Source organism: Aureibaculum algae (assembly GCF_006065315.1).
In the GTDB taxonomy this organism is placed as follows: domain Bacteria; phylum Bacteroidota; class Bacteroidia; order Flavobacteriales; family Flavobacteriaceae; genus Aureibaculum; species Aureibaculum algae.
This window is the reverse complement of sequence record NZ_CP040749.1, coordinates 3,232,654-3,258,937: the sequence shown is the minus strand read 5'-3', so window position 1 is coordinate 3,258,937 and position 26,284 is coordinate 3,232,654. Positions and strand designations below refer to the sequence as shown.

General features: G+C 32.0%; 18 protein-coding genes and 1 pseudogene. 4 read left to right on the top strand and 15 right to left on the bottom strand.

Annotated elements, in window-relative coordinates:
- The first annotated feature begins 45 nt into the window (after nt 1–45).
- Together FF125_RS13625 and FF125_RS13620 are read left to right on the top strand one after the other, a co-directional pair.
- Nucleotides 46–2,619, top strand: coding sequence for a glycoside hydrolase family 3 C-terminal domain-containing protein (locus FF125_RS13625; protein WP_138950281.1), 2,574 nt, complete (start codon nt 46–48; stop codon nt 2,617–2,619).
- An 83-nt stretch (nt 2,620–2,702) separates the two neighbouring features.
- Nucleotides 2,703–4,073: an aldehyde dehydrogenase gene (locus FF125_RS13620; protein WP_138950280.1), complete on the top strand. Its 1,371-nt coding sequence runs from the start codon at nt 2,703–2,705 to the stop codon at nt 4,071–4,073.
- On the opposite strand, the gene FF125_RS13615 is transcribed toward FF125_RS13620, so the two are convergent.
- From FF125_RS13615 to FF125_RS13585, 7 genes are all read right to left on the bottom strand, one after another.
- Complete coding sequence (locus FF125_RS13615; protein ID WP_138950279.1) at nt 4,057–5,022, bottom strand: tRNA dihydrouridine synthase; 966 nt, start codon at nt 5,020–5,022, stop codon at nt 4,057–4,059. The genes FF125_RS13620 and FF125_RS13615 overlap by 17 nt on opposite strands.
- A 234-nt stretch (nt 5,023–5,256) precedes the next feature.
- A complete protein-coding gene (locus FF125_RS13610; RefSeq protein ID WP_138950278.1) occupies nt 5,257–9,450 on the bottom strand; it encodes a phosphodiester glycosidase family protein in 4,194 nt (1,397 codons plus the stop codon).
- A gap of 9 nt (nt 9,451–9,459) precedes the next feature.
- Nucleotides 9,460–10,704: a glycosyltransferase gene (locus tag FF125_RS13605; protein WP_138950277.1), complete on the bottom strand. Its 1,245-nt coding sequence runs from the start codon at nt 10,702–10,704 to the stop codon at nt 9,460–9,462.
- 455 nt (nt 10,705–11,159) lie between these two features.
- Complete coding sequence (locus FF125_RS13600) at nt 11,160–11,609, bottom strand: hypothetical protein (protein WP_138950276.1); 450 nt, start codon at nt 11,607–11,609, stop codon at nt 11,160–11,162.
- Between the two features lie 198 nt (nt 11,610–11,807).
- A complete protein-coding gene (locus tag FF125_RS13595) occupies nt 11,808–14,276 on the bottom strand; it encodes a hypothetical protein (protein ID WP_138950275.1) in 2,469 nt (822 codons plus the stop codon).
- 189 nt (nt 14,277–14,465) lie between these two features.
- Entirely contained in the window at nt 14,466–15,359 is an 894-nt protein-coding gene (locus tag FF125_RS13590; protein WP_138950274.1) for a hypothetical protein, read from the bottom strand.
- Nucleotides 15,356–15,730, bottom strand: coding sequence for a hypothetical protein (locus FF125_RS13585; RefSeq protein WP_138950273.1), 375 nt, complete (start codon nt 15,728–15,730; stop codon nt 15,356–15,358). Before FF125_RS13585 ends, FF125_RS13590 begins: the two co-directional genes overlap by 4 nt.
- Nucleotides 15,731–15,983: 253 nt before the next feature.
- Here FF125_RS13585 and FF125_RS22375 point away from each other — a divergent pair.
- A pseudogene (locus FF125_RS22375) lies at nt 15,984–17,490 on the top strand (IS1182 family transposase); the annotation flags it as partial.
- A 187-nt stretch (nt 17,491–17,677) separates the two neighbouring features.
- On the opposite strand, the gene FF125_RS13575 reads toward FF125_RS22375, so the two are convergent.
- The 3 genes from FF125_RS13575 to FF125_RS13565 all read right to left on the bottom strand — a co-directional run bounded on the left by FF125_RS13575 (nt 17,678) and on the right by FF125_RS13565 (nt 20,038).
- Nucleotides 17,678–18,358, bottom strand: a complete 681-nt coding sequence (locus FF125_RS13575; protein ID WP_138950272.1) for a hypothetical protein — start codon at nt 18,356–18,358, stop codon at nt 17,678–17,680.
- Nucleotides 18,359–18,743: 385 nt separating this feature from the next.
- A complete protein-coding gene (locus FF125_RS13570) occupies nt 18,744–19,166 on the bottom strand; it encodes a hypothetical protein (RefSeq protein ID WP_138950271.1) in 423 nt (140 codons plus the stop codon).
- Between the two features lie 167 nt (nt 19,167–19,333).
- The gene (locus FF125_RS13565) at nt 19,334–20,038 is read right to left on the bottom strand and encodes a hypothetical protein (RefSeq protein WP_138950270.1); all 705 of its coding nucleotides are present in this window, start codon (nt 20,036–20,038) and stop codon (nt 19,334–19,336) included.
- Nucleotides 20,039–20,232: 194 nt separating this feature from the next.
- Between FF125_RS13565 and FF125_RS13560 the strand changes: the two genes are divergently transcribed.
- Nucleotides 20,233–21,288, top strand: a complete 1,056-nt coding sequence (locus tag FF125_RS13560) for an IS110 family RNA-guided transposase (protein WP_138948250.1) — start codon at nt 20,233–20,235, stop codon at nt 21,286–21,288.
- A gap of 346 nt (nt 21,289–21,634) precedes the next feature.
- Here FF125_RS13560 and FF125_RS13555 read toward each other — a convergent pair whose 3' ends face one another.
- The 5 genes from FF125_RS13555 to FF125_RS13540 all read right to left on the bottom strand — a co-directional run bounded on the left by FF125_RS13555 (nt 21,635) and on the right by FF125_RS13540 (nt 26,251).
- Nucleotides 21,635–22,450 (bottom strand): hypothetical protein, encoded by an 816-nt coding sequence (locus FF125_RS13555; RefSeq protein WP_138950269.1) that lies wholly within the window; start codon nt 22,448–22,450, stop codon nt 21,635–21,637.
- Nucleotides 22,451–22,725: 275 nt separating this feature from the next.
- Complete coding sequence (locus FF125_RS13550) at nt 22,726–23,331, bottom strand: helix-turn-helix domain-containing protein (RefSeq protein ID WP_138950268.1); 606 nt, start codon at nt 23,329–23,331, stop codon at nt 22,726–22,728.
- A 753-nt stretch (nt 23,332–24,084) separates the two neighbouring features.
- Nucleotides 24,085–25,329 carry a dioxygenase family protein gene (locus FF125_RS13545; RefSeq protein ID WP_138950267.1) on the bottom strand — a complete coding sequence of 415 codons (1,245 nt, stop codon included), beginning with the start codon at nt 25,327–25,329 and terminating at the stop codon, nt 24,085–24,087.
- 83 nt (nt 25,330–25,412) lie between these two features.
- Entirely contained in the window at nt 25,413–25,616 is a 204-nt protein-coding gene (locus FF125_RS22125; RefSeq protein ID WP_250629758.1) for a LytTR family DNA-binding domain-containing protein, read from the bottom strand.
- A 5-nt stretch (nt 25,617–25,621) separates the two neighbouring features.
- Nucleotides 25,622–26,251 carry a LytTR family transcriptional regulator gene (locus FF125_RS13540; protein ID WP_250629586.1) on the bottom strand — a complete coding sequence of 210 codons (630 nt, stop codon included), beginning with the start codon at nt 26,249–26,251 and terminating at the stop codon, nt 25,622–25,624.
- Nucleotides 26,252–26,284 lie beyond the last annotated feature (33 nt).

Sequence of the window (26,284 nt, the reverse complement as noted above, 5' to 3'; positions counted from 1 at the left end):
AATGTTCCTCATAGTATATTTTATTATTTCTTTAAATCATTTAAAATGAAAAACATAGTACTTTTTTTATTAGCTTTTATTCCAACAGTAGTTACAGGTCAACAAGCTGATTACCCTTTTCAAGATGCTACTTTAGATGCCCAAGTTAGAGCAGACGACTTATTACAGCGATTGACGTTATCAGAAAAAATTGCACAAATGCAAGATGTAGCTCCAGCAATTGAGAAATTGGGAATTCCAAATTATAACTGGTGGAACGAATGTTTACATGGTGTAGCTAGGGCAGGTAACGCTACTTCTTTTCCGCAAGCTATAGGTATGGCCTCCACTTTTAACGCACCGTTAATTAATGAAGTGGCCAGTGTTATCAGTACAGAAGCGAGAGCTAAATACAATCATAGTATTAAATTGGGACAACACAATCGGTATCAAGGATTGACCATGTGGACTCCAAATATCAATATTTTTAGAGATCCAAGATGGGGGCGTGGTCAAGAAACGTATGGAGAAGATCCTTATTTGACTTCACGGATGGGCGTTGCTTTTGTAACAGGATTACAAGGTGACCATCCTGACTATTTTAAAGTTATTGCTACACCTAAACATTTTGCAGTACATAGCGGTCCTGAACATAACAGACATAGTTTTAATGCGTATACAGACAAAAAGGATTTATGGGAGACTTATTTACCTGCTTTTGAAGCCACCGTTGTTGAAGGTAAGGCCTTTTCAGTGATGTCAGCTTATAATCGATATTTGGGTTCTTCAGCTACTGCAAGTACATTGTTGCTCAATGATATTTTAAGAGATAAATGGGGCTTTAAAGGGTATGTGGTATCTGATTGTGGTGCTGTATATGATATTTACAAATTCCATGATATTGTTGCAACTGCTGAAGAAGCTTCTGCATTAGCGGTAAAAGCGGGCTGCGATTTAAATTGTGGTAATACGTATGCTTATTTAGAAAAAGCTGTAGAAAAAGGCTTAATCACAGAAAAAGAAATAGATATCGCCTTAAGAAGATTAATCATTGCTAAAATTAAATTAGGAATGTTAAATCCTGCTGGGCAAACACCATTTTCTGATATTTCTGATGATGCATTAGAGTCAGAAGCACATCAGCAACTGGCGTTGAAAACAGCACGAGAATCAATGGTACTGCTGAAAAATGAAAATAATACCTTACCGCTCTCAAAAAAGAGTAAAACCATCACTGTTATCGGACCTAATGCCAATGATCGTCATTTTGTGTTAGGGAATTATTTTGGAACTCCAACGTATTCAAAAACTATTTTAGAAGCGGTGAAGGATAAAGTTTCTAAAAAAACAAAAGTGCATTATTTTAAAGGGGTAAATCTAGCAGATGACAAAACCGTTTTTGATGTTATTGGTAAAGATAGTTATCACGGAAAAATAAAGGTAGAATACTACAACAATTCAAAATTGGAAGAAAGTCCTGCTGTTGTACAAACGGAAGATATTATTGATTTTGACTGGGGCGGAGCAGCACCTGTTGATGTATTAGAACCTGGAAATTTTTCAATTCGTTATTCGGGAACTCTAAAACCTGATTTTACAGGAGAGGTCTCTCTAAATATATTGAAAAGTGGTGGTACTTACAAGTTAATGATTGACGGAAAGGAGTTACTTTCAAGTACTGATGAGAATGAAACAGAAGTAACACCGCAATCCTTTTTTGTTAAAAGGAATACGAAATACAATCTTGTTTTAGAGTATAAATGTACAAACCCATGGTTGGCATCGCTACAATTATTATGGGATGTTGAGCACAGACAAGGTAAAGAAAAGATGATGCAAAAAGTGAATGAAAGTGATGCCGTTATATTTGTGGGTGGTATTTCAGCACGAGTGGAAGGAGAAGAAATGCCCGTAGATATTGAAGGGTTTTATAAAGGAGATAGAACAAATCTAAAATTGCCAAAAGTACAGCATGAGTTGTTAAAGGAGTTGAATGCAACAGGAAAACCAGTTGTTTTTGTATTGACTGCAGGTAGTGCCATGGCAATTAATTGGGAACAGGAAAATTTGCCTGCTATTTTAAATGTATGGTATCCCGGACAAGGTGGAGGTGAAGCTACAGCTGATATTCTTTTTGGAGATTTTAATCCCTCAGGTAAATTACCAGTAACATTTTACAAATCAGTGGATGATTTACCACCATTTGAAGACTATCACATGAAAGGGCGTACCTACCGTTATTTTAACGGAGAGGCTTTATATCCTTTTGGTTACGGATTAAGCTATACAAATTTCACTTATTCAACACCGAAGTTGGAAAAAATGACCATGACTAAAGATGGCGTTAACAAAGTCAGTGTAACGGTTACAAATTCAGGTAATTTAGACGGTGAAACGGTAGTTCAATTGTATATAAACGACAAAGAAGCTAGTGTAGCTACGCCCTTAAAATCTTTAAAAGGTTTTCAAAAAATATTTTTGAAAAAAGGAGCATCACAAACTGTTGAATTTGAAATTAATTCTAAAGATTTATCAATTTTTAATAATGTTGGTGAGACTTTTATAGAGGCTGGTGTTTTTGAAGTGTTTGTTGGTGATAGCTCAGCCACTACAAATAAGGTGGAATTAGAGGTTAATTAATGTCTAGATTTCATATTTGAATACATAGCATAGGTTTCGACCTTTTTATGTCTTATTTTTGATGTATTAGAAGATAAGCTATAATGATCAAAGATATAATACAACAACAGCGAAGTTTTTTTAAAACGCAACAAACAAAGGATGTTTCATTTAGAAAGAAAGCTCTAAAGCGGTTACGACAAGAGATTGTTACACGTGAAGAGGACATTTGTGATGCGTTATTTGCTGATTTTAAGAAACCAAGATTCGAAACCTTGGCGGCAGAAACGCAATTTGTGTTGGCTGAATTAAAACATGTACTTAAAAATATTGATGAATGGGCTCGTCCAGAAAGAGTTGATTCTAGCTGGATGAATTGGCCATCTTCCGATTTTATTTACAAAGAACCTTATGGATCAGTACTCATTATTGCTCCATGGAACTATCCTTTTCAATTAGCCATTGCTCCTTTAATTGGTGCTATAGCCGCGGGTAATACTGCAGTGGTAAAACCCTCAGAGGTTACACCGCACACCGCCGCTATTGTTTCAGAAATTATCAACGCTGTTTTTGATCCTTGTCATGTTACTGTTGTGGAAGGTGGCGTAGAAGTATCTCAACAATTGCTAGCCGAAAAATGGGATGCTATCTTTTTTACAGGAAGTAGTACTGTAGGTCAAATTGTTTATGAAAGTGCCGCAAAACATCTAACCCCAGTTACCTTAGAATTGGGAGGAAAAAATCCTTGTATTGTAGATGAAACGGCATCTATAGCATTGGCGGCAAAACGCATTGTGTGGGGTAAGTTTTTAAATGCAGGTCAAACGTGTATTGCCACAGATTATATTTTAGTGCATGAAAATGTAAAAGATAAATTGATTAAAGCATTAGAACAAAGTATCACCAAGTGTTATGGAGAAAATGTAGAAGCCTCTCCAGATTTTGCACGTATCGTCAACCAAAAGCATTTTACACGCCTTAAAGAAATGCTTGACGGTGAAGAGATACTTTTTGGAGGAAAGCATAATGTTGCTGATAATTTTTTAGCACCAACCTTAGTAAATGAACCCAAATTAGACAGTAAAATAATGGCTGGTGAAATTTTCGGACCTATACTACCCATCATTTCTTATAAAACCTTTGAAGATATAGAACAGTATATTGGGAATTATGAAAAACCATTGGCTACTTATGTTTTTTCAACGAACAAAAAATTTCAAAAAAGAATAATTACTACGTTTAGTTTTGGTGGTGGAGCCATTAATGATACCGTAATTCAAATTACAAACAAACGATTGCCATTTGGTGGTGTGGGGCAAAGTGGAATTGGAGCCTACCACGGAAAAGAATCATTTGATGTTTTTTCACATCAAAAAGCAATTATTAAAAAAGCGAATTGGTTTGATGCTCCATTACGTTATCCGCCCTATAATTTATCTATGAAGATTGTAAAGAAAATTAAACATCTTTTTTAATTTTCATTTCAGCATTTAAAATTTGATTAACGGCTGTCCTATATTTAACAGGGTTGGTCGCCTTTTTTATGGCTTTGTAGGTTTTCTTTGGGTTTGATGTAGCTTGCGAAAAGAATTCCCAAAAACCAAGCATTTTCATTTTTATGGGCGTTGGTCCTGACAAGTATTCATCATATTGCTGGTAAATAGTATCATGAAATTCTGAAAAAATGGACCAACGGTCTGCTGGATATTCCGTGGTGTTATTTTTTATCATGCTCGGTAAAAAAGGATCAGCAATTAAGCCACGACCCATCATAAAATGATCTATAGATGGAAAGCGTTGTTGAATGACTTTAAATGAAGCAACACTCGTTATATCTCCGTTATAGTATAGTTTATGTTTGGTGCTACTGATGCATTTTTCAAAAGCATCTAAATCTACAGGGCCTTTGTAAAGTTGCTTACCAATTCTTGCATGTATGGCAATATTTTTAAGTGGATATTTATCTAAAATAGGGAAGGCATCGAGAATTTCTTCAGCGTTTTCGTAACCCATTCTCATCTTCATAGAAACGACTATATCTGACTCGTTATGTGCTTTGTGTAAAACTTCATTAATTCTGTCAGGATTACAAATTAAGCCAGAACCCATTCCAGATTTAGTAACCATAGGATACGGGCAACCTAAATTCCAATTTAGTTCTTTGTAACCTAAACTTTGCACGTATTTAATCACATATAAAAACTCATCAGGGTCGTTCGTCATTACTTGCGGAATCACTTCTAACGTGGTGTTGTTTTCTGGTGCTAAATCATTTTGATATGATTGCTTAATTTTTAACTTTCCATTCAGCCTTATATAAGGTGCATAAAAAGTATCAATACCACCAAAGTAATGGTTAAAGGCATTACGAAACCTGAAGTCTGTAAAACCTTGTAAAGGTGATGAAAGTAGAGTAGAAGCCATCTGTGTATTTAGTTGGGCAAATATAAGCTAATTGGCTGATGGTTTGCTAAGGTTTACATTTTGCTTTTGCAATCAATCCGCTAGCGTAATTTTAAGCTTTAATGCACTACAAATAACAGCAATGCTGTTTGAAGTATAGTTAGCCTAAAGACTATCTAGAAAAATTAAAACCCGCTTTTTGATAAAGCGAGTCTTAATTAATATGATTTCAGATTTTATTTCTATATGCAACATTTAGTCCTCAATCCATCCCATAATGGCATTGGCAACAAACCGAGGTTCTGGTGGTAATGAGATAATGTCTTCCTCGTAATTCTTATTGTAAGGTGAAATATTCATAATTTCTCCATCAACAACCAAAGTACTGCTTCCTCCTGGATCAAAGCCCATGGCTTTTTCCATACCATACTTTAACAGAATATCGACCATATCAAAATGCGTTGCTCCTACAGACTCTCTAATACGTCCATTTACCATAAGTACCATCAATTTACCTTCTTTGGTAATACCCACGGCTATTTTAGGCCCACGCATATCTGTAAAGTCTAATCGTGCCGCTTGTGTTTTAATAGAGTTTGATGTTTTCCAACCTTCATCTTCCATATTTAAAATTTGCTTGCCACCATCAATTAGCATCGGTCCGGCTTCTATGGCATATGATATCTTATCCCAATTATAAGGATTAGTTTCAGGTTCTAATAACTGAATATCTAAGGGCTTTCCTTCTTTAAAAATGTCTTTTGAAAACAATTGTGAAGGAATGGAGAGTGTAATACCTACTGGAATTATCGGTACTACTTCTTTAGGTTTCGTTTCAATAATTTGTTTAACGGTATGTCCAGCAATTCTTACAATAACATTGCCATTACCTTCTATGGTCTCATCTGTATACGATAAATCATAAAAGCAAGGTGCTGTGTCACTGTGTTTGTTATATTGGCTAGCAGCAAACAATAATTGTTCTTGTTTCCCTTTTACAATAAAACCAGCCTTACTATTTACTTTTCGAATATCTACATCGCCATTTTTATAGATGATAAAAGCGGGTTTATTAAAAAGCGGTGGACAAAACACCTTATTGTTCATTATTAAAAGGCCTAACGGTGAGCCAATATACGTTTCTGGCAAGCCTAATTTACCCACCAATTCAGGATTTAATATATAGCCACCATTCCAAGCTAATTCAATCTTATGAGGGTTTTTACTTTTCTTTTGATATTCCTTAACGAGAGAAGGTACGTTTTTAGGCTCTTTGTTGGCAATATGTGCTGCGAATTTCCATTGGTGTTTTTTGGTGTCAATTTCCGCCAATACACCACTCCAAGGTAAACCATCTTCATACACACCTCCAGCAAATGAAGATGTTACTTTTTCAACAGTTGTCGTATCTTTTAAATTGTTCTCTATGTGTTCTAATAACTTCTTGATTGGCGTACCGTTTTCAATAGCATCTTTAGAGATTATAGCAAACAATTCCTTTTCACCAAGTTTATTTTTAAGTGTTTGAAACAAATCACTTTTTAAAACGAGATCAAAATCTTTCGCTGTTTGAATAGGGGTAGGAAATGCTAATGTTGTGCGTACCGCTGAAGGCACAAACTGTATGAAACCACTATCTTTAGGAATGCCCATAATTTTAGCCGTCATTTGATGCATTACTTTACCAATATGAAAATGATCAATTTCTATAATGTCAGTCATCATTGCAGCATATTCGCCATTGGTAATAATAAAGCCATTCGCCTCTTTTATGTCGCGTAATATTTTAATGGCTTTGGCACCCATTTGAGGAAAGTGTACCCCTTCAGACCATTGTTTTGTTTCTATAATTTGAACAACTCCCGTCTTAAATAATAAGCCAAGTTCGGGCTCTTTTTCGCTTTCTAAATACTCTTTAATATTGGCATTAGAAAACCATTTTGTAATTCTTGGTTCATGAATAAAAATGTAAACCTTTTCTAAATGTTGTCCTTTTTCTTTTAGGACTTCAGCCGTAAGTTCTTCTTCTATTTTAAGCTTAAGTTGTGCACGAATAGGTTGTAAAACAAAATATTCTAATTCATGTTTTATATAGCGTCCCGGAAAATAGCCTTTAGGAACATTATTTTTTAATTTTTCGGTTAAAATCTTTCGATCATCAATACCTAAATATTTACTATTGGTCAATTGAAATAAAGCCAATTCCCAATCGGCAAAAAATTGCGGAGCCAAGGTTAAATCCGGTAGGTTTTCTGGTTTAAAAATATCACTATAAATCATGTTTACTAAACCCGTAACTTCTTGATAGGTAAAATCTTGATAGGCATACTTCTTTTTGTTTCTATGTCTGTATGCTAACGCATGATCATGTCTTATGGCAAATTCACCATCAACATATTTAAAAATGTCATCAATGGCATTATAGTACTTATGAATCAATTTTAAGTCTGTATTTACAAGGTCAGGAATATCATTTTCCATCATCCGAGCATAATTCATCACCATTCCCTTTATAAGTTGTTCTTCCACTCTAAAAAAACTGGGATCAATTAAAGATTTTAAATAGGTCATAAAAGACAACCTTCCGTAACCCGGTAAATAATGCCTCGCTTCTTTATTGAGTAGAGCATGCAAGTCTTCGTTTTCAAAATTGACCTTTTCTTTGTAATCCTTTAGCAAATCAACCACTTGCTCATTCACTTCATTATCAATGGCACCTAACTGCAAATGCAATCTGCCAAGAATATAGGCTATGTTTTTTTGTAACGCTTCTAAGCTGTAACGTTTATTTATAACACTTCTATTATGCGTTACATCAACCATTCTATTTTGAGGATAGAAAACATGATCAGAAATGCTTTCCGCTAGTTTTTTAGGCACCTTAGAACCTTTAAATTCAAGTACATTTAAACGTAAAGATTTATCTAAATGACGACCAATAACTTCGTCATAAACTTCTCTTGGTTCATATTGTCTACAAAATATAGGTGTACCACAAGCGGCAGCTTCTATTATAGGCAAGCCTCTGCCTTCGGTTTGGCTGGGTAATAAGATTAAAGAAGCAACATCGTAAAGCTGCTCAATATCTAAGGGTTTTTTGTGTTTTTTCTTAAAATCATTTTTATCAAATTCGCTAAATAAAAAACCGAGAAGTACTCTAGATTTGAATTCTTTAGGAAGGTCATTAAGAAAGTTATTAAAGTCCTTTTTTAAGTCTTGATAATAATGCTGTTGGCCATGTGGAATGGGACCAGATACAATTAATGATAATTTTAATTGCGGATTTGTACTAAATTTTTCAGCAAACGAATCATATGAAAATAAGCGTTTGATAAGCTTAAAATTAAGTTCGATAGATTTTCTACTAATGATCCGTGTAGGTTGTAAGAAAATGATATTATTGTTTACAAAATCGAATTTTCTTATGGTTTTGTGACCTAAAAGTATGGGTTTTAAAGAGCGTTCACTGTCGGTGTGATTTGCTGCCGTATGCACTGTAATGGTCTCTTTTTTATTGGCAAAAATGGTGGAGACTTGCATAAACGCTTTGATAATATCACGCTTACTCATTTGATGCATTTTGGTATCTACCGCAGTACCTAATAAGGCAACATTTGCGGGATTATGACCATTGATATCAATGAGATGGTTTTGCTGTATTTTATTAATATTTACGTTCATCCAAGAGCGACTTTCCCAAGGATAAATCATTTCTATAATTGAGAAAAATTCGCCAACATGGGCATTGTGAAAAAAGAAATCTCGTGGACCTTTTTTTAAGCCTTTCTTTTTAATATCAATGGCTCTATTACCGCCTTCCCAATAAAAATCGTGATTGTTATTAATAACAGGTATGCCTAAGTATTCTGAAATTAACACCGTAGCTAAAGCCAATGAAACATTACCTGGGTTAGAACATACATTGATTAAATACAATATAGAAATTTCATTCTCTTCAATATAGCTACCTAGTTTTTCTACTAAAACGAGCACTTCATTCCAAAATTTACCAATAAGGTTATTGTAGGCGGCACTACCACGTTCCATTTTTATTCTAAAAAAATCGTCATATAATGGCCAAGCATCAAAAGCTTCCATTTCTGGAATTACTTTTCTAGCGGCATCTTTCGGAATTAATTCATCAGCTTCTTGCTTTATATCTCCAGCAATAAAATGAATAGGGATGTTTGGGTAAATCTTTTTAAAGGTTTTGGCATATTTCTCTGTTTCTACAGTTATGCCATCTATGGTGAAGTAAAAGGTTAAAAAAGCAATGCCTCCTTTTTCAAGGTGAGCATCAAAAGAAGGAGTATCACCTTTAAATGCTGATGTTGAATTTTGTTCTTTAAATTTATCAATAAATAAACCAAGATCAAACCAAGTATTTATTTTTTCGTTTTTAAGTTTTTTTAATATTGTAGTGATTTTCTTAGTGTTCGTTTTAATCATTTATAGTTTTTAAAATGTAAATAGGTTGTTTAATTTTTCTTCTAAGACATCAAAAGAAAAGTATTTTTTTCCGAGGTTAAAGTTGTATTCGCCAATTTCTAAACAGCGTTTGGGGTTATAAATAATGTCAGACATTTGCTGAACGTTTTGGTTGGTGAGTATACCATCTTCTGTCATTACAGTTTCAAAACCTTTATTGCCAATATCTTGCATGTATACCGGTTTGTAGTTATTTACAAATATGGGTTTTTTAGCAAGTACGCATTCTACAAAGGCATTTCCGAAACCTTCATAGGTACTAAAATAAGTACAGGCTCTACCGTGAGCATAAACATCAGAAAGGTCTTTATGGTCTAACACTTTGTGTGCGGCAAAGATTACTTGACTGGACAGATTCAATTCATGAATCTGATCTATCAATTCATTATAATATTCTTTATTTTCATCATCATTATTATTACCCGTAATTACAAGTTTAAGCTTTTTGTCGTCTAGCTTATCAATTAATGAAATTGCGGTTTCAATACCTTTACGACGCACAATACGGGTTACTTGTAATAAGGCAATTTCATCTTGTGTAATGCCTAAATCTTTAAGGAAGAATTGATTTTCTTTGGTTGGTAGCCCATAAACACGATCAAAATCCATTACGTTAGGCACCAATGTGGCATCAATATTAAATCTGTTTTTAAAGGTTTCTACACCAAAAGTATTTATGACGGCGTGTTTAACATTGGGCAGTAGTAACGGAAAATTATCATCTACATAGGTGTTAATTTCAGGATGAGCTGAAACATAACGCTCACCGCGTTCCCAATGAAAATCATGATCGTGAGTTACAATAGGTAAGCCGGTTTTTAGAATCAGTTTTTTAATGGCAACGCCCATAGATAAATGACAGGGTAGTGCAGAAGCATTTTCTGAGAGTATGGCCTCAATTTTTTTATCTGTAACCCATGATAACATGGCTTCATAAACCATATTAGAAGCACTTTCTACATGTTCTATTAAGGGAGTGGGGTCTTTATCAGGTTCGTAAAATGCTTTACGCTGACCCCATTCTGCTTCAACGGAAAAAAAGGATAATGCAGGGTAAAGATAATCATGTTCATAATCCATATTCCAAGACTCAAATTCTCCTGACATTATGAATATTTCATGCCCTAATTTTTTTAATACCTCAATCCATTTCTCTGTTTCTAGAGCTACACCATCAACACCACCGATTCTACCAATAATAATACCTATTCGCATGTAAAAAATATATAAGTTCGTAAAGCTAAAGATACATTTTAATATAAAAGATGACGTGTTTAGAAGGCTTATGTTTGATGAATTACCAGTTCAAAAATATTTGTAATATTTAATTATGGCTTCCCAAATTTAGGTTGGTTATTTTGAGATATCAATAACTCTAAAAGTTACTAGATTGTAGTATTTTGTCTTTTTGTAGTCTTTTTACCTTATTATTTTTTGTAAAATTTAAAGAAATAGAAGGCAAAAAAAGAACTCTTTTTTGGAGGTTGTTTTAATTAGAATTTAGATTTCAAGGTATGGATTGTTGAGCGAGAAAAAAGGAATTTTTATTATTTTATTTAGCGTATTTTTTGTGTCATTAATTACTGCTAAGTTTTCAGCCAATATTCTTTGAATTTTTATTGGTTCTATAATTTTGGTCTTTTTTATCTCATAATTATTAAGGGTATGTTTTACAAAGATTTTATTTCTTTTACTAAGTTGGCAAGTTTATTTAGTTTTAGTTGGTTAAGTTTTACCCAATCCTTTTTATTAAATTCCAACGTATTGAACTTCTTTAAAGCACGATACATTGGTAATATAACCGACTCAAAATCTCCAGTCAATTCATAAATTGGATTTCGTTTATTTGTTTCTCCGCCACTATTAGAAATAGTCAGATAAATATCTTTTTTACTTTGCTTTAGTTCAAAGAAATAATATTCAGGTTCTAAATTCCAGCATATTTCTGTATCGTTTCCATTCAGTGCTAAAATAAGAGATTTACAAAGCTTGTCAGTAGGACTTTCGGGAATAATTGAAGCGTTAAATTCCAATTCAAAATCTGTAGCTTTTAATGTAACCGGAAGCCATCCATTTTCTGGGTTACCTAAATGCAGTTCTATTTTTCTTTGGTTGGTCAAATTACGTTAAGTATAATAAACGTAGGGCAGGTGATAAGCACTGTCGTTTCGGTTTATTACTTAGCTAAATATAAATATTTTGCTTTTATCTTTTCTATTATAAACGCCAAATTTTATATTTAGCGGACTTTGTAAATATGCACAGAACTTTCGGTTTAGCACAAACGCCCTATGTTTTTTATACATTGTTATGCAGCGTTATTTTATCCGTTTGATAACTTTTTCTAAACCAGATAACTCATCACTTAATTCAGATAAAAGGTGAGAATTCACATCAAACATTATTATTTTATCCTCAAAATTAGAAATAAACTTTTTGTCTTTTGATTCTTGACTCAACAAATACTTAATAAATAGCTCAACGGATTTTTTTCTTTTTTCCAAGCTACGGTTTCCATACTCGTCACTATCTGGGAATACTTCGCATAATTTATTGAAAAATTCATCATCATAAATTGGTGTATCTTGAAGAATTAAATCAAGGTAATAAAACTTATTGACCAATGATTTTATGTAGAACACTCCAACCGAAGTTATGGAAATCATAGATTCAGATTCTATTCTGAATTCTTCTTCAATATCTTCTGAATATTCTGAAGTTGATACAAGTTTGAGGTCGAATAACTCTTGAATCTCTTCTTCAATTATATCAATTGAGTAACCAGCCTTTATGAATTCATTAGTGATTATATTCACAGGGAAATACTCAATTTTTTTTGAAGTTTTTTTTAATTTATCAAACAAATAATTTAATAAGCGTAATTTGGTAAAATGATTCGTATTGTTTTTACTCGGATAAAAAAGATTTACAACAGTACTTTTATTTGTTTCATAATAATAATTAGAATCTAATGCAATTGATTTAAAAAACTCCCAAATAGGAATACCTCCTTGTCCAATATTATAATCAAACGACATATATTCAGTTATTTTAGAATGACCAGACAAAAGAAAACTCTTAAAATTTTCTAAACCTTGTCTTGTGTTTGGGTATGATGTTTCTTCTAAAAATTCCATTATACTAGAATTAGTATAATTAAACAAAGTATCATATAAGTTTTTAAATAAATGATCTAAACTACCTTTCTGGAATTTAACTTGTTTGTTTTCAGCATTTAATTCTATAGCTTGAAAATCAAATCTTGTCATTACATAATTGATTCTTTTTTCAAGTACTTTTCTATATGGTGGTGCGGTTATATGGTAAACAATTGATTGATATGCATTGAATGGAGGTTTGTTTTTCCATTTATAAAAATACCCTTCTCTCAGTGATATTATCGCGATAGATTTCAAACTTCTATTAATGCCGTTACCTAAAAGAAAAACCTCTTTTTGATCAGCTTCATTTAATTGATCAGCGTTATCAAATAATACACAAATCCTCTTATTGCATTTGTACAAAAGATAATCAGTAACTGACTTTAGGTGATTTATTGGGTCTTTTTGTTTTTCATCAATTAAATTTGCAATTGCTTCGTTGATTTTTTCTTCATTAGAAACGAAATATGACCACGTACCTTGTTTTTTTTTGTCAATGTCTTTTTTGTAAATTGTTTTTAAAACATTAATCTTAGTAAGATTTAATTCGGGATATTCATTTTCAAGTTGTTCAATTATTGCATTATAAATAAAACGTGTATCTCTAATTGTTTGACTAGTATAAAGTCTAAAATCTAAGTAAACTAATGGTCTGTTTTTTTTATGTTTTTTAGAAAGTAATACCTCTGTAAAATATTTTATAAAAGTTGTTTTTCCTGCCCCAGCTGTACCTATTAAGATTATTGGGTCAGGTAGAACATTGACATCTGTGAAAATTTGATCTTTTAGTTGTTCTTGAGTTTTTTCTGTATTTTGTACAGGGATAATTCTAGTGTCAAAAGTTGGTGGATTGTCTGCAAAAATAAACCCTAGTTCAGAATTATATTTTTTAACATCTTTATTTTCCACATAACAGTCCTTTAGTATTTTTTTGCCTTCTAAACTCTCGGTATTATATATTTCTTCAAATACTTTATTGATTATAGGAATTAATTGTTGACTTATTTGGTTTCTTACTAGTTCAAATTTTTTCCTTTTTAAACTATGGTCTTTTACAATTGTTTTAGCAATATTTGATGTTTTATTTATTTTTAATCTGCCATAGTTCGTGACTGATTCTCTATGTAATAAATCATAAAATCTATCAAAATTTTTCTTTATGTCTTCTATATCTTTAAAAAAGATACATTTTTGCTCTTTCCAGTCTTTGCCCAAAGTGTTTGAGAATTGTGCAATGATGAATTGTGTTCCATTTGTTATTACGCCATAGGATAATCCTCTTTCAAAAATATAACTTCTTATTTGGTCAAATACTTCCTTATTGCCCTTGTATATAGTTTCTAATTTAACTTCGTTACCTTTTTTTGGTAGTTTAAATTCGATAAAGTTTTTTTTAGCTTCAATTACAAATTGAAATGCAGAAGTTTTTAGTTCGTAATCAAAGAAACCAACTCTAACCCAACCTTCTCTTTCTATATCAAATTCAGTCCAACCAAGCACTTCAATTAATAGCTTGTCAAGAATTTTACTTCTCGTATCTGTTTCTGATAAGTCAAGTTCTTTAAAAGCAGAATAGTCCTTTTCGAATTCTGTAAGATTTTTATATGCTATGTCGTATTCTGTCATTTAGTCGTGTTTTTTTTAATGCTGCATAACGTTGTTGTATAAGCTTTGTTGCGTTGTTTAAGCAGTGAATTTACTAAATAAAACACGAACGGCGAAATTCCGAAGGAATTTCCCAAGTGAGCAAAAACTAGCAATAAAGTTTATACGGTGTTGTAACCAGTAGTTCTCTAAAGTTAATCTGTAAGTAATTTATAATTTAACTTTTAAACTTAGAGCATAAAAAGATTGTTCCTCAAAATTCTTTGAAGGGTTTTCTCCATTTGTATAGTCAAAACCGATTTTAGCTGACTTTTTGCCTTCTTGAGTTGTGAAAAATATATAATTGAAACTAGCAGTAAAATATTTGTGTTCTGACTTATTTAGATTTTCAACATTTTCTTCTAAATTATATCTATACTGCCAATCTATATTGAACTCAAATTTTTCTTTTAGTTTTTCCGAAGATGGAAAAAGTAATATATTAGATGTAACTCTAAAATATGCACGATAAATACTTCCTTTATCAGCAAGATCTTCTGTTGAAAATCTATTTTCATTTTCTATTCCTATATATGGTGAATAAGTGAATTGAAAAGCATTTCCAAAATCTACAATTGTATTTGGTATATAGAAGTATTTTGAATTTTTTCCTTTACCTTTTAAAAGTGGTGTGAAATAATAGTTTCCTTGAAAAGAGGATACTTTCTTAATTTTATCATCATTATATTTTATAGATGAAATAAAGATAGGTGTCCATTTTTTTATAGATAAATCTCGAAGTTGCCATTCTAGAGCTAATCCAGTTTGTAAATTATTTTGTTCTTTGTCTATTAAAGTATTCCTATGATACTCTATATATGGTGAAAGAGTCAAGACTTTTGTTGTATTGGGTAAGATATTAATTCCAATTGCAGCATTTAATAACCAAGATTCGGCTTTATCTTTTGGTTTTGAAAAAGTTACAATAGCAGCTTCAGCTTTATCATTTTTACTTTGAAAAGATTTTCTTAGCGTAATTTGTTCAAAAATATTATTTTCTGAATTTTGCCCATTAACATAAATTATAGAAAATAAAAAAAGTATTAGTGAGAATATATATTTCATATTTTAGATTTTATTAATTTTAAACATTCTGACACTTTTTCCAATTTTTCGCACTCTGTGACACTCACAATTTTATCAGAATCTAATTCCTTCACAATTCTTTGAAAGTAAGTCTTTAAAGACTTTTTATGATAGTTAGTTAAGCCTAAATCACTTTTTAGTTTATGGCTTTCTTTTATGAAATCTATTCCAAAACCACTTAAATCAGATAAAGCTTCATAGACTTTTCTTTTAATGAAACTATCTGGGTCATCTTTCTGAACTACCAAATTCACTAATTTGTTTAAGTCTTCTAAATTACTGTTTTGTACTAATTCTCTAAATTCTTCTAATTCAACATTATTTAAAGACAAGATTATTTTTTGTTTCATTATCTATAATTTTGGTTAATAATTTCTTTCAAAGATATTAATTTAGTTAAATTAGAAAATACCCATAAGTAGGTATTTTTGAATTGGTTACAACGGTCTAGTGTATGATTTCGTTGCGTGTTTAAGCACTAAAGTTAGCAAATAAATCACGGATAGAAAGTCCGCGAGGACTTTCGTAAGTAGGCTATAACTAGCAATGAATTATACACATTGTGCCTGTTGCACAAGTTAGTGATTTTTAGTATCTTGTATTATGCAAGGCAAAAAAAAATATCAAGAAAAACTGTTCACTCAATTTCTGATGAGTGATCGGATTCCCCCAGAGAATTTTTACAGACGTTTAAAGCAAGCATTGGACTTTCATTTCCTTTATGAATTGACGCGTTCTTATTATGGTGATAGCGGTCAAAAGAGCATTGACCCTACGGTGTTTTTTCCCCGAAGTCTCGGGGGTGTTTGGTTGGTTATTTAGAGAACATCATCAGCGATCGCCAGTTGATATCTCATTGTAGTTTGCGTATAGATATTTTATATTTTTTAGGCTATGATATTGATGAAGAACTACCATGGCATAGCACCATAAGTCGAACTCGTCAATTGTATCCTGAAGCTATTTTTGAAGAAGTATTTACAAGAGTTTTAATGATGTGTATTGAAAAAGGCATGGTAAGTGGGCATACTCAAGCGATAGATTCAGCTCCAGTCAAGGCGAATGCTTCCATGGATAGTTTAGAACTGAAAGTACCAGAAGAAGAGTTGGAAGAGCATTTAAAAAAAATCCGTCAACTAAGTGCGATGGATAAGGACAAGCCAATACGTAAAGCCAAAACCAACAAAGCGACCCCATCACAAAAGACTGTATCAGCGAGTAAACAAGAACTGACAGCTATAAAGTGCAGAAACAAAAAGTGGTCAAAAGACCAAGACCAACGTCCAGGAGCGGGTAATAAAGGTAGTAAATACACCTCAAACAAAACCCATTATAGTCCAACTGACCCCGATGCAAAAATAAGTGTAAAACCGGGCAAGGCACGAAAGTTAAATTATATGAGCCAATTAAGTGTTGATACAGGGCATCATGTAATTACAGATATTAGAGCGTATATGGCCGATAAGAAAGATAGCCAATACTTGCAAGACATTGTACCAAGATTAAAGAATAGATTAAACAGACAAGGTTTGATATGGAAAAACTGTGTTGCGGACACAGGTTATAGCCCCGAAGCGTCGGGGGAGAAAATTATGCTTTTTTAGAAAAAATAGGTTTAACAAGTTACATACCGCCACATGGCACCTATAAAGGAGGTCCAGACGGGTTTATTTATAACAAAACTTACGACCATTATGTTTGCCCATACGGCAAGATAGTTCCCTTTAAAAAAGTATTTAATGATTACAGAACCCACACCAAGAAGAAGGAATATAGGATATCATCTAAAATATGTAGGGCCTGTCCAATGAAAAGGCAATGTTTAGGTAAAACGGCACAAGAAAAGAAGTTTTCGGTAACGTATTATAGAGAAGAATATGAACGCAATAACCAACGGGTCAATAGTAAACGTGGTAGGTATATGAAATCTAAAAGGCAGAGTACAGTTGAACCCGTCTTTGGTACACTTACCCAATTTATGGGACTCAGAAAAATAAATACCATTGGCATACAACAAGCTAATAAGGTGATGCACCTATCAGCGATCGCCTATAATTTAAAGAAATACCTAAAATTTACCAGTAAAGTAGTAAGAAGTGATGCCAAATCACTTACAACCTATTTAACTCAAAATATTAACAATATATGGGATAAAATAAGCTGGTATAACCTTTTTAAAAATATTCAATTGAGGTAGAAAATTAAATTACAGCCGTTCTTAAAATGGTTGAAATCAAGTCAATTATTGATTTAAAAGGGGGTTTTTACTGCTTGTGCAACGATTACTTTTGTTGTGGTTAGTTTTTTATGCGCAATTTCAAGTATTTAGTTTCTCTATCACATTCAGTTTGAAATTCCGATTCAAGTTTTAAATAATAAACATTGTCTTGAACTTGTGATTCCTTTGTCCGCCAACCTTCAATTCCGATTACGAATTGCTTTTTAGTCCATAAATCCGTCAACGCAATTTCTTCTTCTCCATAAGAGTTAGAGTAGGAGATAGCTGTTTCTCCATTTGAAGTAAAAGGCTTACCCATTGTATAGCTTGTTAATCCATTTGATAAGTCTATTGATAGAAATCCAGAGCTTTCGTAACCTTGCACTTGAACTAGTCCATTATCGCAGTAAACTCCTTTAAAATCGTAATTAGAATATGCTTTTGATTGTGTCTTATTTTTACATGCTTTCAATTCCGTTGTTTTGATTCCAATATCAATATTGGAATTGGCTGGAAACACATAACACGAATCTTTAATTTTGAATATCTCAGGGTACTTCTTTATCAAATCCGATTCTGACATTGGAGTGAATTCAATATATTTTTCTGGATTCATTTTTACTTTTTGGTATTCCGAAATTTCAATTATTTCAAATTCCCCTATGAGTTGATTTGATAAACTTCGAATTTCGAAATCGCAATTTTGTCCCCAACCAATTTGGCAAACAAAAAGCAATAATAAAATTGATTTGATATTCATATTTCTGTTAAATCACAGTTCTATTGGTGAAGATTTCGACTTGTTTCAAAATTAACCACAACAATTGTATAAACGCAATACGTTCTTATTCATTATTGGATTTTCTTAAATTACGAAGCTAAAGAGAACAGGACTTCAATTGGGTTGGAGTAGGTTTTATTTAGCGACAGCCTTTCAAAAGTAGCTATAAAATGGCAATAAAGCAAATAGAAGATTTGGGTAGTAACTATGGTTAAGGTGTAGTGTGAAAAAATGGTGTGGTTTGGTGGTTTTTAATAGAGGACTTTGTTGTAAACAGTTATTTTTCCAAAAACCATTCATTGAAACAATTAATTCCGTTTAGGTTATTTACAATTTCAATTTTATTAGTACTTGTATTCGCTCTTCATATTTTTCTAATATTCTGAATTTTTAAACTATCGGTTTTGTCAACAATTGCTATAAGGTTTTTATCGCTATCTTCATTTATTTGACAATATCCAATTGTGATTAATTCAGGTTTATTCAAATTTGGTATTATTAAAGTATCCAGAATTTTATAAATTCTATTTTCATTTTTTGAGTCAAGAGTTATGCTTTTTAAAATTATAAGATTGTTTTTTTTATCTCGTAAATGAAGAATTCCATGTTTTAGTTCAGAATTATTTCCGTAAACAGTAGTATCACTTATTTTAGAATAATCTGAAAGTCTTTCTATTTCGTAGAACTTTTGAAATTCCATTCCTATTATAGAATGATTTTTTTTATTCGCTTTATTACCGCAACTAAATAGAACTAGAGATGTCAAAATAAATAGTAATTTTTTCATAATTTCTTAATTTATAACCAATACTTTGTTATCAAAAATTGTTCCGTTTAATTGTTTACAACAATTATTTAAACGTCCCGATAATTCGGAAGCGTTCATACTCGTTATGGTATTTTCTTTTAATTACGAAGCTAAAGTGAATTATAGTAATTGTTGGCAAACTTTTTTTACCATTTTGTAATTCCACAATAGGTAAAATCATTTGTAATTCCATAGTGAAATCTGTCCTTAATTTTTATAATCGTATTCTCAATTTCTTTTTGATTCAACGGAATAATGTAGTCCAATGATTTGCCCAAATGACCCGCGTATCTAAATTTAATGAGCTGATTATTTCTATTTAAGGCTTTACAATTCAAATTACTTAACTCGTTTTTAATAGTAATTAGTTTCTCTGGAGTTAAATCAATATAATCGAGTAACTGTATTATTCTTTTATCATTTTGATCAGTGTCAATGTAAAATTGCCATTCACTAAATGTTTCAACAGAGTCAGTATTATTTAAAGTTATTGAATAATCTTTATTAAATTTATAATCCATGGTTAAACTATCACCATCATTATAAATCTCAAGGACCAAAGGTGCGATGTCATTGTTTGAATCGTAGTTTTTACTGAATATTGAAAAACTGATTTGATTAGGTTCAAAAAAATGTAAGTTAGATACGTTTCCAATGCCCTCAATTAGTGATTTAAATTTTGCAAACGAGTCCTCATTTTTGTAGTAATTTTCTACAAGTTCAACTTTTCTTTGTTCAAGACGTTTGTTGTTAAAGTAGTCAAAAAGAAAAAGGTCATAAATAACATAGCTACTAATTGAGATAAAAATAATAAATAATAAAGTTAATATTTTTCCTCTTGTTGTTTTCATTTAGAGAATGTTTGCTAGCGTTTTGTGTATGATTTCTTTGCGTGTTTAAACATTAAAGTTAGCAAATAAATCACAGATAGAAAGTCCGCGAGGACTTTCGTAAATAGGCTCTAACTAGCAATTAATTTTAGCAACCATGTAAAAGCAGTATCCAAAGTTTAGTTAATAATTTTAAGGTTCAAAAACTTATTATTATGAAAACAAAGGATACTACTAGATCAAAGTTATTTATTGGAATTGACGTACACAAGCGAAGTTGGAAAATTCGTACTGCAACGGATCTTTTTGATGGATCATCGTTAACTATTCCACCAGATGCATTTAGTTTAAAAAAGTATGTGGATAGGCATTTTAAGGGATATACTGTTTATTGCTGTTATGAATCGGGTTGTTGTGGCTTTAGTCATTATCGACATTTTATTTCATTTGGATGGCATGCAAAGGTTGTTAACCCTGCAGATGTTCATCGTCCAGCCAAGGCCCAGTTTCAAAAGACCGACAAGATCGATGCACGTATGTTATGTAAAGAATTAAAGGATGGCCGACTCAAAGGAATTCATGTTCCTTCAATAGAACGAGAGCAGTTAAGATGTTTGTTTCGTCGAAGAAATGAGCTGGTTAAAGAACATCGAAAAATAAAGACTCAAATAAAGATGCAATTGTTGTATTTGGGGATTGAAATTCCAAAGCCATTTGACAATAGTCATTGGTCTCATAATTTTAGAGATTGGTTAAGAAATTTGACTTTTGAATATCCTACAATGGATTATTGTTTTGAGACACGTCTTATTACCTATGAATATATAGATAAGCAAAAGCGAGATGTGAGTACAAAATTACGTGCCTATTGTCGTAAGCATTATAAGAAAGATTATTATTTATTACGATCAGTTCCGGGAGTAGGAGGCATAGTAGCTTGTGGATTATTATGTGAATTGGGTGATTTAAGGCGTTTTAAAAATTTCAAACAATTAGCCAGTTATGTAGGATTGGTTCCCTGGGTACACCAAAGTGGAGATAATCTCAAAACTTCAGGGTTAACCCCAAGAGCAAATCGGCTAATGCGTAGTTATTTGGTAGAAGCTACTTGGCAAGCGTTGCGTTTTGATCCAGTTATGCAGGCCTATTATCGGTCACATTCAGGTAAAGATGTCAAACGCATATTGGTAAAAGTAGCGAGGAAACTCTTGAGTCGAATTCATGCAGTAATTAGAACTGAAATTCCTTATGAAGTAGGTGTAGTTAGTTAAATAAAAACATAAAACAAGCTTAAAACTCATTATAAAATTGGCACAAAAGATAGGACAACAAAACACCGTAGGTGAAACTCTAATACAGTTATCACATATTTATAGCAAGTTGCCTTGTTTGCCAAAATCATCATAGAGATGCTGGTGGATTCGCTAAAGACGGATACCACATATAGGATGCGGAGTTTTATAAAGCTAGCATTGAATTATTGATAACGCAAAAAGCGTAATCAACAGTTCAACACTAAAAATAATATCATGAATTAAAAAAAAGAAAAATATTGTATATTTAACCTAAGACTCGGGAAAGTGCTTTACATAGGATACGGTGTTACCCAACGTTTTTTTATTCGACTGTTTGTTTTAATTTCCGATTTTCGCCATTTAATTCAGTCAGTTTTCCTTTTTTCAAACGAAACTCCAAGCCTTTAAATTCAATCCATTTTGCACTAGACAAAGCAAAACTTATTTCATCGTCCTTATTTAGATTCCGAGAATTTAAAATCAGCGTTTCATTAATGTTTTTCCACAAGCCTTCTGTAAAATCTGAACCGTGTCCTTTATTTACCCAATATTTAAATGTTCTTTCCTCTTTTAAAATTAATTTAATTTCATATCGTTCTTTGCTTCTCCCTTGAAATTCGCCATAGAATAATTTTGTTTTTCTATTTGGTGGTTCAATTTCCATTAAAGAATACATTTTGCTATTAAATATTTCGATAAACTTCTTATCTCGATATGAATTGGCACAAGTGTGGCAGAATTTTAAATTAACAATTTCGATGTTATTTAATTGAAGAGTGTCAATCATTTTATTTGGACAACCAGAATAACCTCCAACAGCACTTACTAAAATTCTTTTTCCATCAAGAAATAATTCGGTCGCAATTTGATTAATTCTATTGTCTAACCATTGGTTGTCACTTTCGGACAATTTAAAATCTTTTCTAAATCCGCTGTAAATTTGAATACTGTTTATTGTATTTAATTCAGTTTGTAATAGATGACTTTCAGGTTTGTGAATTGAGTCAAATTTCAAGTTTTTCGGCACGTAATTAATTAAATCGGAATACTCTTTTTCATATAGAGTTGAGGATTCAGGGTTTTGAGCAAAAATTAATGTGCTGAAAATTAAGTTTAATATGAAAATGGTTTTTCTCAAATGTTGGGTAACATACGTATTACCATCCCGACACTTCGGGAGTGGTAATATCCATTATAGTTGCAATTGTTTTTAATTGTTTATAAGAAGCTAAAGTGAACAAGACTTCAATAGGGTTGGAGTAGGGTTTTATTTAGCGACTGCCTTTCAAATGTAGCATTAAAATGGCAATAAAGCAAATAGAATAGTTGGGTAGTAACTATGGTTAAGGTGTAGTGTGAAAAATGGTGTGTTTGGTTGTTTTTAACTCAGTTCTTTGTTGTGTGACGTACTTTTTAATTTCTCAAGAATCTAAACTTTGGATAGTATTTTACATCTTTTCCTTTTCCAATTAAGAGTGTATTGAAAATTATAAACGCAAAATTAAATGCATACATAAAAATCAGAAAGAAAAAGTTAAATTTCATACTTGATGCTATACTGCCTCCAGAAATAAATTCATCCGTATGCCACTTACTTGCCATATAAATTGTATTTAATATAAACCCAAGGAAAAAAAATATTGTCCAAGAAATCTCAAAGTTAATAATGTCTTTTCCTATTTTATTGATATCTTTTAATTTGTCTTTTTTGGAATTCCACAAAATTAAAGGGACTAGAATTCCAAGTAAAGGAAAGAAAAGAAAAGTAAGAGTAGATAAGTTAAGTGCTTTTAGATAACCTCTATCTTCTTTAATTGTCCAATCAATTAATTCATCTGGATTAACATTCAATGCGTTAGATATTCTTTTGAGAGTATCGCCCGTTGGTTCGGTTTCTCCGTTTTCAATTCGTTGGATTGTTCTTAAACTAAGTCCAGAATCTTCAGTCAACTCCTCTTGAGATAAACCTTTTCTTTTTCTTAATTCTCTTACTCTTTTTGCTAATTCTTTGTTCTTCATTTTTCCGAGATTTAATTATTTCGAACAAAACTAAATCGAATTTTATATTTAAGTAGCGTCATCTTTATGTCATCTTTACGTCATCTGTGCCAATTCCTCAATTTTAGTCGTTTTCGGGTATGACACACAACATATGTGTAAAGATAGTAAAACGTTAGTTTTATTCTCTTTACATAGTGTTAGTTGTTGTTAATCGGAACTCAAAGGCAGTTTCCTTTGAGTTAGTAAGTAAAATAACTTGCCTCTATGGATTTTAGCTAGAGCTAAAAAACGTAGAGAGGAAGACTGTACAGACCAATAAACTTGACTTTGTCATAATAAAACAGTACCTTGAACTCAATTCGACTTTATATCGTGAAACGATTGTAAATCAGGTTTTACTCGATTCCCTGAATCTAAAGTCGGTGTGGGTGAAAGTAATCCCTTTTCTTTATCAATGTCACGGTTATTTTACATCTTATTACTCTCCATAACCATTGGATTTTACGAACCTCCGAATTAATGACTATTAACAATTGTATAAACGCAATACGTTCTTATTCATTATTGGATTTTCTTAAATTAAGAAGCTAAAGATAACAGCACTTCAATAGGGTTGGAGTAGGGTTTTATTTAGCGACAGCCTTTCAAAAGTAGCTATAAAATGGCAATAAAGCAAATAGAATAGTTGGGTAGTAACTATGGTGAACGTGTAGTGTGAAAATTGGTGTTTACTTGATAGTACCTATGTGCTTTGTTGCGTGCTTCCCCTTTTTAATGGTGTTTTGGTTCTTGAATGTTAAAAAATTCGCTTTTCGTTTTGTCTAACGTCTGTGAAATCAGTTTGTAATTTTTTCTTGTTGGTTTTAAATTCACAAATTTGTCAATTATTGTTCTCTGCCTATACATGATAAATGTATTTTCTACATCTGGATTTATTTTATTCAAGTTTACTTCACTCTCCTCGTCAGAAAATGACGGAACAAAGGTTAATGCCATATTCTTTATGTTTAGTTGACTTCCCAACTTTGCTAAATCTTTTTGTCTTTTGTCTTTGTTGTAATCGTTTTCATTACCATATACAAAATAGACTTTTAAATATTTACTGCGATTTATACTTTCGAGTTCCAAGAATGACAACCATTTTTTTAAATTTTTCCAATTAGGATGGTTACCAACAAAATAAACTATTCCGTGAAATCTTCCATACTTGCACACAGGACAAGTTCTCGTTCCTTTATCAGGGCCATATGCGTGGAATGGTGTAAACGAAGGATTATCTTCACCGATTTCAAGTCCCGAATTTAGTTTAGCTTGATTTTTTTCAGGATAATTTGGAATGTTGAGGCCTAAAATAATATTGTGTTCTGCTATTTGTATATTCTTGTCAATCAATACTCTCAAAACTCCACTACCTCCACGATTTTCAAGTTTTTTTCTTTCATTTCCAGTCAACAATATATCATCGTCAAAAACAAGTCCATCAATGTAATACTCATCCTTAATGTTTGGTTCTTTTATTGAAATATGAATATGTGCAGGTATATCACGATTTGGATAAGCTACAGGTCTAATGGTATAAATGGAGTAATTACCGTTTTCGTCCGTTTTTACCCAACCTCTAATATGCCCGTTTTTTTTTGCTTGTTCGTCCATTCCCTCTCTTGGCGAATAATATCCATCAGTATCGGTTTGCCAATAATAAATGATCACATTTGGTGCAGGAATTTTACCACCTAGCCTATAGACAGTTCCTGTTATCAGAAGTTTTTGTCCTTTTTCAGACCATCCTGAACTTGTGTCTACGGACTTCATATTTTGTGGCATTCCGATGTACATTAGTTCGCAACCATCACAGCCACCATCAACAAGTTTTTTCTTTTCGGTTTTTACATTCGTTTGTTGCGTGTTGGTTTTTGTTTGTCCATTACAATTTGTCAAAATGCCTATAAAAGTAAGCAAGAAGATGAAACGCAATACATTTATTGGGTATCTAAGTGGTGGTGTTTGAACATCCATTATAATGTGTTTTAAGTTCCTTTTAACACAAAGGTAGTTTTGGAAATCTTCAAACAGAAGTTAAATGTGTTGAGACGATGAGTTTATGTTGTAACCCGATTGCCGTTTTTAAAGTTGCTTTTGAAATTGGCTACATAAGTTCTGCTCAACCTTAATTTAACTCCATTTTTTAAAAAGATGTCATAGTCGCCATTAAGCCTGGATTTAAAAGAAGCTACTTTGTTAAAATTGACAATTGTAGATTTATGGACTCTGATAAATGCCTTATTATCTAATTGTTTTGCAATGGATTTTAGCGTTTCTGTATGAAGATATTTTTTTCTTCGAGTTGAATTGAAATGTATGGTGTTTCCGCTGTAATTTGATAAATGTCGTTAACATCAATAACTGCATTATTCTTACCGTTACCAATAATTATTTTTTTGAGATAGGATTGTTTATTTATAGGAACCAATTCAGTTAGTTTATCAGAAAGATACTTATGACCAAAGACAAAAGCTGAATAAATTATAATAATTTTATATAAGTCATTAGCTAAAGTATAAGTCATTATTTTATGAAAGTCGTACCTGCCATTATAGAAAAGAACAGAAAAAAATAAAAAAACAAAAGGAAGAACAAATAGATGGACTGCTATTGGTGTAACTATAAAAAACGTTGTTTTGCCTATTGAATCTAATTGTTGCTTTTTGAGAATTTTACCTAATAAAACCAGGAGCGGAATGAAAAGAATCCAAATTGTTTTAAATAAGATAGATTCACTAATATAAAATGAATACCCATTTCTATTCGATTCTAAAAAATCTTGAAATACTGTAAGACTTATGATGGAAAAAAATACGGCCAATAGTATTGCTATATTTTTATTTGTGTCCGCTGAAAAGGTGTAATTCGTTTTTTTTTGTAAAGCTGATGGTATCATAGTTCTGATTTTTTTCAGGATTGTACATAACGC

Bases quoted from the DNA above. Each gene is read 5' to 3' on its own strand.
- FF125_RS13625 (WP_138950281.1), top strand. From the start codon at position 46: ATGAAAAACATAGTACTTTTTTTATTAGCTTTTATTCCAACAGTAGTT.
- FF125_RS13620 (WP_138950280.1), top strand. From the start codon at position 2,703: ATGATCAAAGATATAATACAACAACAGCGAAGTTTTTTTAAAACGCAA.
- FF125_RS13615 (WP_138950279.1), bottom strand. From the start codon at position 5,022: ATGGCTTCTACTCTACTTTCATCACCTTTACAAGGTTTTACAGACTTC.
- FF125_RS13610 (WP_138950278.1), bottom strand. From the start codon at position 9,450: ATGATTAAAACGAACACTAAGAAAATCACTACAATATTAAAAAAACTT.
- FF125_RS13605 (WP_138950277.1), bottom strand. From the start codon at position 10,704: ATGCGAATAGGTATTATTATTGGTAGAATCGGTGGTGTTGATGGTGTA.
- FF125_RS13595 (WP_138950275.1), bottom strand. From the start codon at position 14,276: ATGACAGAATACGACATAGCATATAAAAATCTTACAGAATTCGAAAAG.
- FF125_RS13590 (WP_138950274.1), bottom strand. From the start codon at position 15,359: ATGAAATATATATTCTCACTAATACTTTTTTTATTTTCTATAATTTAT.
- FF125_RS13585 (WP_138950273.1), bottom strand. From the start codon at position 15,730: ATGAAACAAAAAATAATCTTGTCTTTAAATAATGTTGAATTAGAAGAA.
- FF125_RS13575 (WP_138950272.1), bottom strand. From the start codon at position 18,358: ATGAATATCAAATCAATTTTATTATTGCTTTTTGTTTGCCAAATTGGT.
- FF125_RS13570 (WP_138950271.1), bottom strand. From the start codon at position 19,166: ATGAAAAAATTACTATTTATTTTGACATCTCTAGTTCTATTTAGTTGC.
- FF125_RS13565 (WP_138950270.1), bottom strand. From the start codon at position 20,038: ATGAAAACAACAAGAGGAAAAATATTAACTTTATTATTTATTATTTTT.
- FF125_RS13560 (WP_138948250.1), top strand. From the start codon at position 20,233: ATGAAAACAAAGGATACTACTAGATCAAAGTTATTTATTGGAATTGAC.
- FF125_RS13550 (WP_138950268.1), bottom strand. From the start codon at position 23,331: ATGAAGAACAAAGAATTAGCAAAAAGAGTAAGAGAATTAAGAAAAAGA.
- FF125_RS13545 (WP_138950267.1), bottom strand. From the start codon at position 25,329: ATGGATGTTCAAACACCACCACTTAGATACCCAATAAATGTATTGCGT.
- FF125_RS13540 (WP_250629586.1), bottom strand. From the start codon at position 26,251: ATGATACCATCAGCTTTACAAAAAAAAACGAATTACACCTTTTCAGCG.